Raw genomic sequence first — 10438 nt, 5'->3', positions numbered from 1 at the left:
CATGACCCGGAACCCGACCCCGCCCAGCGTGCATGTCATCGTGCTCAACTGGCGCACGCCAGAGATGTCCTTGCAGGCCGCCGAGGCCGCATTGCGCGAAATGGAGGGCCTCGACGGCGGGTTGACCCTTGTGGACAACGATTCCGGCGACGGCAGCTACCAGGCGATGCAGGACGCGGTGCGGGCGCGCGGCTGGCCCGCGGACCGGGTCGCCGTGGTGCAATCGGGCTGGAACGGCGGTTTCGGGGCCGGCAACAACCACGGCATCCGCCAGGGCCTGCCGGACGGGCGCCGCGCCGATCTGGTCTATCTGCTGAATTCCGACGCGATCCCGCAGCCCGGCTCGATCCGGGCGCTGGTCGATTATCTGGGCGCGCATCCGCGGGCCGGGATCGCCTGCTCGCGCCTGCGCGGCACCGACGACGTGGGGCACAGCACCGCCTTCCGCTTTCCCACCGCGCTTGGCGAGTTCGAATCGGAATGCCGCACCGGCCCGATCTCGCGCCTGCTGCGGCGCAAGGTGGTGGCGCTGCCGCAGCCCGAGACATCGGGTCGCGTGGACTGGTCGGCCGGGGCGTCGATGATGATCCGCATGGATGTGCTGGATCGAATCGGTCTCTTCGACGAGGGCTTCTTCCTTTACTACGAGGAGACCGACCTGTGCCGCCGCGCCGCGCTGGCGGGCTGGCAGACCCATTACGTCGTCGAAAGCCTGGTGCTGCATATCGGTTCGGTCAGCACCGGCATGAAGGAATGGAAGCGCGCGCCGGATTACTGGTACGATTCCCGGCGCCGCTATTTCGAGAAACATCATGGGCGTCTGGGCGCGCTTTGGGCCACGGTCGCGCATCTGGGGGGCGCGGGCGTGTTCCGCCTGCGCTGCCTTCTGTCGGGGCGCAAGCCGGATGGGCCGCCCGGCCATCTGGCGCATTTGACGCGCCACGCCTTCCGTCCACAACCAAAGCCCGTTCATGTTGAAAAGGGTAAGCCATGACGCAATTTTCCGCGATTCTGGTGGGTAACGAATCTCTCTTGCGCCACGCGGCCGAGACGCTGCTGGCGCGCGGGCATCGCATCGCTGCGGTGGTGACGCGCAATCCCGATTTGCGCGACTGGGCGCAGGGCGCCGGTCTGGCGGTCGAGGATCAGGACGCGGCGATGGCCGCCGGGGCGCCGGCGGCGGACTGGCTGTTCAGCGTCGCCAACCTGTCGATCCTGCGCCCCGAGATGCTGGCGCGCGGCCGGCTGGGCGCGATCAACTTCCATGACGGGCCGCTGCCGCGGCTGGCGGGGCTGAATGCCCCGGTCTGGGCGATCATCGGCGGCGAGGCGCAGCACGGCATCACCTGGCACATGATCGAAGGCGGCGTGGACGAGGGCGATATCCTGGCCCAGACCCTGTTCGAGATCCGTCCCGACGACACCGCCCTGACGCTGAACGCCCGCTGCTTCGCGCGCGGGGCCGAGAGCTTTGCCGATGTGGTGGCGCAGCTCGAGGGGGCCGGCCCGCAGCGGGTCAGCCAGGATCTGGCGAGCCGCAGCTATGTCGGCCGCGACAAGCGCCCCGAGGCGGCGGGCCTGATCGACTTTGCCCAGCCGGCCGGGCGCATCTGCGCGCTGGTGCGCGGGCTCGACCATGGCGGCTACTGGAACCCGCTGGCCGAGGCCGGGGTTCGGCTGGCCGATGGCCGGGTGCTGGCGGTCTCCGCCTCGGCCGGGACCGAGCCGGCCAGTGCGGCGCCCGGCACCGTGCTGGCCCATCACGGCGATGTCGCGACCATTGCCGCCGCGGATGCGGCGATCCGGCTGATCTTCCGCGGCGAATTGCCGCCGGTCGGCGCGGTGATCCCGGCGCTGGCCGCCGATGAGGCCGCGCGGCTGACCGATCTCGCCGCGCAGGCCGCCAAGCATGACGGCTTCTGGCGGGGCCGGCTGGCGCGGATGAACCCGGCGGTGCTGCCGGGCGAGGGTTCGGGCGTGACGCAGCGCGTGTCGTTGCTGCCCGGCGCCGCGCCCGAGCGGATCGCGCTGGCCGCGGCGCTGCTGGCGCGTCTGGCCGGGCAGGCCGAATTCGACCTGGCGCTGCGACCGCAGGGCCAGCCCGAGGCGGCGGGGATCGTCGCCGACTGGCAGCCGCTGGCGGTCGAGGCTCGCAGCGACCGCAGCCTGGCCGATCTGGGGCAGGCGCTGGCGGCGCGGATCGCCGAACAGGCGCCGCGCGGCTTCTTCATGGCCGACCTGCTGCATCGCGCCCCCGAGCTGCGCGACATGGCGACGCCGGATCTGGCGCTCAGCCTCGATGCCCGCGGCCCGGTCCGCGGCGCGGCGCTGACCGTGACCCTGACCGGGGACGGCGCCTGGCTGGACCATGACCCGGCCCGCGTGACGCCGGCGCAGGCGCAGCGGCTGGCCCGGGCGCTGGATGCGGGCCTGGCGCTGCCCGGCAGCACGGCGTTGCGCGACATCCCGCTGATGGACGCGGCCGAGCGCGAGGCGCTGCTGGTTGCTCGCAACGCTACCCAGGTGGACGTGCCTCTGGCCTGCATTCACGAGCTGATCGCGGCAAAGGCCGCCGAGGCCCCGGATGCGGTGGCGCTGGCCTTCGAGGATCACAGCCTGACCCGCGGCCAGCTGGACCGCGCCGCCAATGCGCTGGCCGAAAAGCTGGTGGCGATGGGCGTCGGCCCGGACCAGCCGGTGGGTCTGTTCGCGAAACGCTCGCCCGAGCTGGTGATCGGCGCGCTGGCGATCTGGAAGGCGGGCGGCGCCTATGTGCCGCTGGACCCCGATTATCCCGCCGAACGCGTCGAGCTTTACCTCGAGGATTCGGCGGCCCGAGTGGTGCTGGTCCAGGACGGTTTGACCGACCGGCTGCCGACGCGCGGTGTACAGGTTGTGACCATCCCGTCCGACCTGCCGCACGGTCTGGTCGCGGCGCCGGTCTCGGCCGTGGCGCCGGAAAACCTGGCCTATCTGATCTACACCTCGGGCTCGACCGGCCGCCCCAAGGGGGTGATGGTCGAGCATCGCAACGTCGCCAATTTCTTCGCCGGCATGGACGCGGTGATCCCGCATCAGCAGGGCGATGCCTGGCTGGCGGTGACCAGCCTGTCCTTCGACATCTCGGTGCTGGAGATCTTCTGGTCGCTGGCGCGCGGATTGCGGCTGGTGATCGCGGGCGAGGAATCGCGGCTGGCGGTTTCCTCGACCCCGACCCAGCCGCGGCGCGAGGTCGCGGGCGGCATGGATTTCAGCCTGTTCTACTGGGGCAATGACGACGGCCCCGGCCCGAAGAAATACCAGCTTCTGCTGGAGGGCGCGCGGTTTGCCGACCAGAATGGCTTCGTCGCCGTCTATACGCCGGAACGGCATTTCCACGCTTTCGGCGGCCCTTATCCGAACCCGGCGGTGTCCGGCGCGGCGGTGGCGGCGGTGACCAGGAACATCTCGGTCCGCGCCGGCAGCTGCGTGCTGCCCTTGCACCACCCGGCCCGGGTGGCCGAGGAATGGGCGGTGATCGACAACCTGACCTCCGGCCGGGCGGGGCTGGCCATCGCCTCGGGCTGGCAGCCGGACGATTTCGTGCTGCGCCCGGAAAACGCGCCGCCGAACAACAAGACCGCGCTGGCCCAGGGCATCGACCAGCTGCGCCGGCTGTGGCGGGGCGAGGCGGTCGAGTTCCCGCGCAAGGACGGCAGCCTGTTCGGCGTGGTGACGCAGCCGCGTCCGGTGCAGCAGGAACTGCCGCTGTGGATGACCGTCGCCGGCAACCCGGAAACCTGGGTCGAGGCCGGGCGGCTGGGCATGAACGTGCTGACCCACCTGCTGGGGCAAAGCATCGACACGGTGGAAAGCCGCATCAAGGACTATCACGCCGCGCTGCGCGAGGCCGGCCATGACCCGGCGCGCTTCACCGTCACGTTGATGCTGCACACCTGCCTGGCCGAGGATCGCGAGACGGCGCGCGAGATCGCCCGCGAGCCGATGAAGAACTACCTGAAAAGCGCCGCGGCGCTGGTCAAGCAATATGCCTGGGATTTCCCGGCTTTCCGCCGTCCGGCGGGGATGACCAATCCGATGGCCATCGACCTGGGCACGCTCTCCGAGGAGGAGCTGGACGGCATCCTGGAATTCGCCTTCCTGCGCTATTTCGAGGATTCGGGCCTGTTCGGGTCCATCGAGGACGGGATCGCGCGGGTCGAACAGCTCAAGGCCATCGGCGTGGGCGAGATCGCCTGCCTGATCGACTATGGCATCGCGCCCGAGCAGGTCATGGCCGGCTTCCCGCTGCTGGCGCGGCTGCGGGCCGAGGTGAACCCGCATGGCGCCGAGCCCGAGGAGGGCGATTTCTCGATCGCGGCGCAGATCCGGCGCTGGAAGGTGACGCATCTGCAATGCACGCCCAGCATGGCGCGCATCCTGGTCTCAGACCCGCAGGTCGCGGCGGCGATGGGCGGGCTGAAATGCGTGATGGTGGGGGGTGAGGCGCTGCCGCCCTCGCTGCTGGCCGAGATCAGGGCGGCGACGCGGGCGCGGGTGCTGAACATGTATGGCCCGACCGAGACGACGATCTGGTCCACGGTAGCCGACCTGACCGATGCGGCCGAGGTGACGCTGGGCCGGCCGATCGCCAATACCCAGCTTTACGTGCTGGATGCGGACGGGGCACCGGTGCCCCCCGGCGCGCCGGGCGAGCTGTGGATCGGCGGCCATGGCGTCGCCCGCGGCTATTGGCGGCGCGAGGATCTGACCGCGGCCGCCTTCCGGCCCGATCCCTTCGTGCCCGCGGATCGCGGCGCGCCTTGGGGCGCGCGCATGTATCGCACCGGCGATCTGGTGCGCTGGCGCGAGGATGGCGGGCTGGACTATATCGGCCGCGCCGACCACCAGGTGAAGCTGCGCGGCTTCCGCATCGAACTGGGCGAGATCGAGGCGCAGCTGGCCGCCCAGCCCGGCGTGCGCGAGGCGGTGGCGCTGGTGCGCGAGGATGCGCCCGGCGACAAGCGGCTGGTGGCCTATGTCACCGGCGCGGGCGAGTTGTGCGAGAAGGGGCTGCGCGAGGCGCTGCTGGCGCATCTGCCGGCGCATATGGTGCCGGGCCGGATCCTGCGGCTGGAGAAGATGCCGCTGACCCCGAACCGCAAGATCGACCGCAAGCATCTGCCGGTGCCGGGGGCCGTCGCCGCTGCTCCGGCGGTGGCGGCGGTCATCGAGACCACCACCGCTGTCGCCGCCAACGCCCCGACCGAGGATCTGGCGCAGGCGGTGCAGGCGCTGTGGTCCGAGGTGCTGGGCGTCGAGCAGATCGCGCCGCGCGACAACTTCTTCGCTTTGGGCGGGCATTCGCTGCTGGCGATCCAGTTGCACCGGACCATGCGCGACCGGCTGGCGCTGCCGCGGCTGGGGGTGACGGATATCTTCCGCTTCCCGGTCATGGCGGATTTCCTCAAGCATGTCGCCTCGCTGGCGCCGGCGAACAATGTCGCTCCGGCGGTGCCGGCGCCGGCGCCGGTGGCGCCCGTGCGCCCCGAGCCCGAACCGGAGGGCGCCGGCGATGATGCCATGGCCCGGCGCCGGGCCTTGCGGGCGCAATTGCGCGGCGGGCGGTGAGCGGCGCCCAGGCGCTCGACGCGCTGGCGCGGCGCCTGCTGCCCCGGGGCTATGGCTGCGCGGTGCTGCCCTTGGCGGCCGAGCCCGCGCCGCTTTTGCCCGGAGAGGCCGAGGCCATCGCCCGCGCCGTCCCGAAGCGGCGGCGCGAGTTTGCCCTGGGGCGCATGGCGCTGCGGGCGGCGATCCGGCAGGCCGGGCATGACCTGCCGGCGGATCGCCCCATTCCGGCCCGCCCCGACCGCCAGCCCGACCTGCCGCCGGGCATCAGCGCCAGCCTGTCGCATGGCGGCGATTACTGCATTGCCATCGCCGCCCCGCCGGGCGGGGCAAGCGTCGGCGTCGATCTGGAACCATGCGACCGAACCCTGCCCGAAGGGCTGGCCGAGACCATCATGCCGTTCCGGCTGAACGGTGCCGGGGATGCCTTGCTGGCCTTTTGCGCCAAGGAGGCGATGTTCAAGGCGCAATATCCGCTGACGGCGCGGATGCTGGATTTCCGCGAAGTGCCGGTGGTGATCGGTCCGGCGCGGTTCCGCGCCTGCATGGGCGACCGGCTGATCCGTGGGCGCTGGGGGCGGGCGGAGGGCTATTGGCTGGCGGTCAGCCTGTGGAGCGGCTGAACAGCGCCGCCAGACGCCGGGCGGATTCGCGGATGTCGTGGCGTTCCGTGACCCGGGCACGGGCCGATGCGCCCATGCGTTCCAGCGTGTCACGACCGGCCTCGGCGGCATGTAGCATGGTTTCGGCCAGCGCCTCGGCATCGCCGGCCGGGACCAGCCAGCCTTCTTGCCCGGGCCGGATCAGTTCGGGGATGCCGGCGATATAGGTGGCGATCACCGGGCGGGCGCAGGCCATGGCTTCCATGATGACGACCGGCAGACCCTCGGCGAAGCTGGGGGTGACCAGCGCGTGGGCGGCATTCATGGCGGCGCGGACGCCGGCCTCGTCCTGCCAGCCGAGCAGGCGGACGGCCTCGCCCATGCCTTCGGTCGCGATCAGCGATTCGATCTGCGACCGCAGTTCGCCATCGCCGACCAGCGACAGGCGCAAGGCGGGATTGCGGCGCCAGGCCAGGGCGAAGGCGCGGATCAGCAGGCCGAACCCCTTCTGCTCGGCAAAGCGGCCCACCGCGACCATGTGGAAGGGGCCGGCGGGCAGCGGCGCAGGGTCCGTCCAGCGGTCGAGATCCAGCCCGCAATGCACCACGCGCAGCTTTTCCCAATCGCCCGGTGCCGCCCAGCGATACATTTGCGAGCGGCCATAGCTGCTGACGGTGGCGCAAAATTCGGCCAAGCCCAGTTTTCCGCCCAGATCAAGCGGCTGGGTGTTATCGAATTCCTCGGGCCCATGTACGGTGAAGCTGAAACCCGGACCGCCCAGAAGCCGCGCATAAGCCGCAACCCGCGCCGAATTGGTGCCGAAATGCGCGTGAATATGGCGAAGGCCCAATTCGCGCGCCCGCGCCGCGACATGGGCGCCTTCCGCCAGGTAGATAATCTGCCGCGCCAGGCTCGATTCCCCGGCCCGGGCGCGGCGGCGCGCCAGGCGCAGGGCGGCCCGGAACCGTGCCGGCCGCGCCAGGGCTTGCCGCGCCAGTCCGGCCAGCAAACGCTGGCCTCCGGCCTCGAGCACGCGCTCGGTCCGGGCATGTTCGGCCAGGTCGGCGGGATCGCTTAGCGCCGCGGCATCGCCGCGCATGGCGAAGCGATGGATTTCCAGTCCCTCGGCCTCGAGCGCGGCAATTTCGCGGCGAATGAAGCTGTGCGAAGGGCGGGGATAGGTGTTGACCAGATAGCCGATTCGCAAGGGCAGCTCCTTATCTGCAAAGGGAAAACCTACCAATATCAGCGCGGCATCAGATTCTGGCTGAATTGCGCCTATTTTTTGTCATGAATGAGCAAATATGCAGTACACCAAATACGACACCAAAGTTTGTCTGGCGATTCGTTTTTTCTTTGGCAGTATCATGGGAGGACCAGAGCATTTCGAGGAGAGGACCCCTGGGCGGCATTCTGACGATAGGCGTGGCGATCGCGCTGGGCTGTGCGGCGATCGGGGTCATGGCCTTCGATCTCTCGTTCTGGGCTGCGCTGTTGCTATACTCTGTCAGCGGAACGGCCGCCACGCTTTTCGTCGCATGGCGGCGCTTCAGGTGTATCGAAGGCAATGAGATGCACCGCCAGCAGGCTGGGCACCGGTCCTAGTAGCCGGTGCAGCGCAGGACCACGCCCACCGTCTTGGCGATGATGGTGACGTCGCCCGCAAGGCTCAGTTCGGCGGCATAGCGCGCGTCATAGGTGGCGCGGGCCGCGAAGGTGCTGTCGTTGCGGTCCGAGATCTGCCAGAGCCCGGTGACGCCGGGACGCAGGTGGTAATAATCCGCCCCCGGGTAAAGCTGCGCCTGTTCCAGCATCATCGGACGCGGGCCGACCAAGCTCATGTCGCCGCGGAACACGTTCCACAACTGCGGCAGTTCGTCGAGCGAGGTCTTGCGCAGGAAATGTCCGGTTCTGGTGATCCGCGGGTCGTTCTTCAGCTTCTGCGTCAGATCCCATTCGGCCTTGGCCTGGGGGTCGGCGGCCAGATACTCCGCCAGCCGCTTGTCCGCATCGTCGACCATGGTGCGCAGTTTCCACAGCCGGAAGCTGCGGCCCGAGCGCCCTACGCGCGCCTGCGTATAGAAGGGCTTTTCGCCATGCCCCAAGATGACCAGCGCCAGGATGATCACCAGCGGCAAGACGATCGGAGCGGTCAGGATGACTGCCACCAGATCCAGGGGACGCTTGAGAAAGCGGGAGTAAAACGAACGGGCTCCGATAGGCTTGATGGTGCCGTTGGGGACCGCTTGCAGCACCGAGTCGAGCGACTCGATATCGAAATGGGTACTGTGCCGCATTTTAAAACCTGTCCTAATCACTACGGGGGCAGTATAGCCTTGCATTTGAATAAAACTAGAACGAAACGAAGGCCTAACGAAAAGTATAGGTTTGTTTGTTTTCAATGTGTTGCGCGACTTTTGGCGGACCGCTTCCCGGGCTTTCGGACTTGTGTCAATGCGTGATCGGCCTGGCTGGCGCAGCAAAAGGTTGATCGCGATAATATCCGGCAACTATCGGTTGAAAGCTGTGGAATCCGAAAAGACTGAGTGTAATCTTGGCAAAAGGTTTTCCACAAGTCAGGGTTGTTAAAATGACCGGTATTCTGCAATTTCTAATTGAAGGCGTCTCGGCGCTCTACATCGGCCACAGTCTTGTCAGCCCGGCGCTGCCGGGGATGCTGCAGGAATTGCTGGGCGAGCCGGTCGAGATGCAGATCATCAACGGCGCACCGCTGGAGATCCAGTGGACCGGCCCGCAATACGCGCAGGGCGTGAACGGCCGCGAATGGCTGCCGAATCATCCCGTCCGGGCGCTGGTCATCACCGAGCGCGTGCCGCTGGCCTCGGCCGCCGACTATCACGACACCGCCGGCTATGCCGCGAAATGGGTCGACCTGGCCCGGCAGTCCAACCCGCAGGTGAAGCCCTATCTTTACGAGACCTGGGATTACATCGAGCCGGGGTCGACCAAGCCCTGGCGCGACCGGATCCTGGCGGATCTGCCGCAATGGCAGGCGATCGCCGACCAGGTGAACCAGGATCTTGCCAAGGGGCAAGAGCCGATGCGGCTGATCCCGGCCGGGTTGGGCATGGTCCGGCTGCATGATGCCATCGAGGCGGGCAGGGTGCCCGGCGCCACGACGATCCGCGATTTCTTCGTTGACGACATCCACCCGACCGAAGGCGGGGGCTTCTACTATCTCGCCATGATTCACTATGCCGTGCTGACCGGCGAAAGCCCGGTGGGGCTGATCAACCAGATCCCCGGCGGCGGCGGCCCCTATCCCGAGGTGCCCAAGGATCAGGCCGCCGTGCTGCAGGCCCTGGCTTGGGAGACCGTGCAGGAGTTCGGCGCCGGGAAATGACGCGCCGTCCTAGCGGCCGCGCGCCCAGCCGGGCTGGTCGCGGCGCATGCGCACCGCCAGCGCCACCGCGGCATAGGCGGCGAAGCCGAGGGGATCGGCAGCGGCCAGCCGCAGCAACGCGCCGCGGCCGGGCCGGACATGGCCCTGGCGCCGCGGCAGGTCGGGAAACAGCCGGGCGATCTCGGCCACGCCCAGATCCTGGCGGCGGCGCACGCGGACCAGACGCGGGAAGCCCTCGACCAGCGGCCATTCATAGGGCTCGTCCACCAGGAAACGCTCGGCTTCCTCGAATTGCAGCCGGGCGAAGGTGTCGTCCGAGATGATCTGCGGGAAGGCGCCCCAGCGCGCGCGTCCCGCCTGGTTCACCGCGAACAGCCCGGCGCCGGTGACGCCCTGCGCCACGAAGGGCAGTTTCTGCCAGAATCGCGCATAGGCGCGCGAGACCGGGCTGCGCGCCGGTGCCACCACCAGCCGGCCGCCGGCATAACGCGGCTCGGGCGCCTCCAGCGCCCGCATCAGGCCGGAAAGCAGCCGCGGGCCCATGCGGATATCGGCATCCAGATAGACCCGCACCCCCGGGTCGGCGCAGGCATCGCCGTGGTTCAGGGCGCTGATCTTGCCGCCCTGCGCCAGTTCTTCGACGCGCAGCGTCCAGCCGCGCTGGGCAAAGCCGGGGGCATGGGCCCGCGCCCGGTCGGCGGTATCGTCCCGGCAGCCATTGGCGACCACGATCACCGCCACCGGGCCCCGGTGGTCCTGCCGCAACAGGTGGTCGAGGCACGGGCCGATGTAATCCGCCTCGTCATGGGCGGGCAGGATGATGGTGCAGGGGGTCATCTGGTCCGGAACAGGCTGCAGGGGCGGC

Annotated in this window: 7 protein-coding genes; 4 read left to right on the top strand and 3 right to left on the bottom strand. The window is 69.1% G+C overall.

All coding sequences use genetic code 11. The features are described from left to right. The first annotated feature begins 1 nt into the window (after position 1). From ACFOMP_RS14600 to ACFOMP_RS14590, 3 genes are read left to right on the top strand one after another with little or no spacing between them, the layout of a single operon-like run. The gene (locus tag ACFOMP_RS14600; protein WP_379031926.1) at positions 2 to 994 is read left to right on the top strand and encodes a glycosyltransferase family 2 protein; all 993 of its coding nucleotides are present in this window, start codon (positions 2 to 4) and stop codon (positions 992 to 994) included. After that, positions 991 to 5610, top strand: coding sequence for a MupA/Atu3671 family FMN-dependent luciferase-like monooxygenase (locus tag ACFOMP_RS14595; RefSeq protein ID WP_379031803.1), 4620 nt, complete (start codon positions 991 to 993; stop codon positions 5608 to 5610). The genes ACFOMP_RS14600 and ACFOMP_RS14595 overlap by 4 nt, the downstream gene beginning before the upstream one ends. Next, positions 5607 to 6230: a 4'-phosphopantetheinyl transferase family protein gene (locus tag ACFOMP_RS14590; protein ID WP_379031800.1), complete on the top strand. Its 624-nt coding sequence runs from the start codon at positions 5607 to 5609 to the stop codon at positions 6228 to 6230. Before ACFOMP_RS14595 ends, ACFOMP_RS14590 begins: the two co-directional genes overlap by 4 nt. On the opposite strand, the gene ACFOMP_RS14585 is transcribed toward ACFOMP_RS14590, so the two are convergent. Then, positions 6211 to 7416: a glycosyltransferase gene (locus tag ACFOMP_RS14585; protein ID WP_379031797.1), complete on the bottom strand. Its 1206-nt coding sequence runs from the start codon at positions 7414 to 7416 to the stop codon at positions 6211 to 6213. The genes ACFOMP_RS14590 and ACFOMP_RS14585 overlap by 20 nt on opposite strands. A 394-nt stretch (positions 7417 to 7810) precedes the next feature. Beyond that, a complete protein-coding gene (locus ACFOMP_RS14580; RefSeq protein WP_379031794.1) occupies positions 7811 to 8506 on the bottom strand; it encodes a sugar transferase in 696 nt (231 codons plus the stop codon). Positions 8507 to 8799: 293 nt separating this feature from the next. On the opposite strand from ACFOMP_RS14580, the gene ACFOMP_RS14575 reads away from it, so the two are divergent. Beyond that, on the top strand, positions 8800 to 9573 hold the full coding sequence (locus ACFOMP_RS14575) for a hypothetical protein (RefSeq protein WP_289894256.1): 774 nt from the start codon (positions 8800 to 8802) through the stop codon (positions 9571 to 9573). A 9-nt stretch (positions 9574 to 9582) separates the two neighbouring features. Here ACFOMP_RS14575 and ACFOMP_RS14570 read toward each other — a convergent pair whose 3' ends face one another. Further along, positions 9583 to 10410, bottom strand: a complete 828-nt coding sequence (locus tag ACFOMP_RS14570) for a glycosyltransferase (protein WP_379031791.1) — start codon at positions 10408 to 10410, stop codon at positions 9583 to 9585. Positions 10411 to 10438 lie beyond the last annotated feature (28 nt).

The organism is Paracoccus simplex (genome assembly GCF_042648325.1).
GTDB classification, from domain to species: domain Bacteria; phylum Pseudomonadota; class Alphaproteobacteria; order Rhodobacterales; family Rhodobacteraceae; genus Paracoccus; species Paracoccus simplex.
Note: the sequence above shows the minus strand (reverse complement) of the source record. Positions and strands in the feature narration are given on the sequence as shown.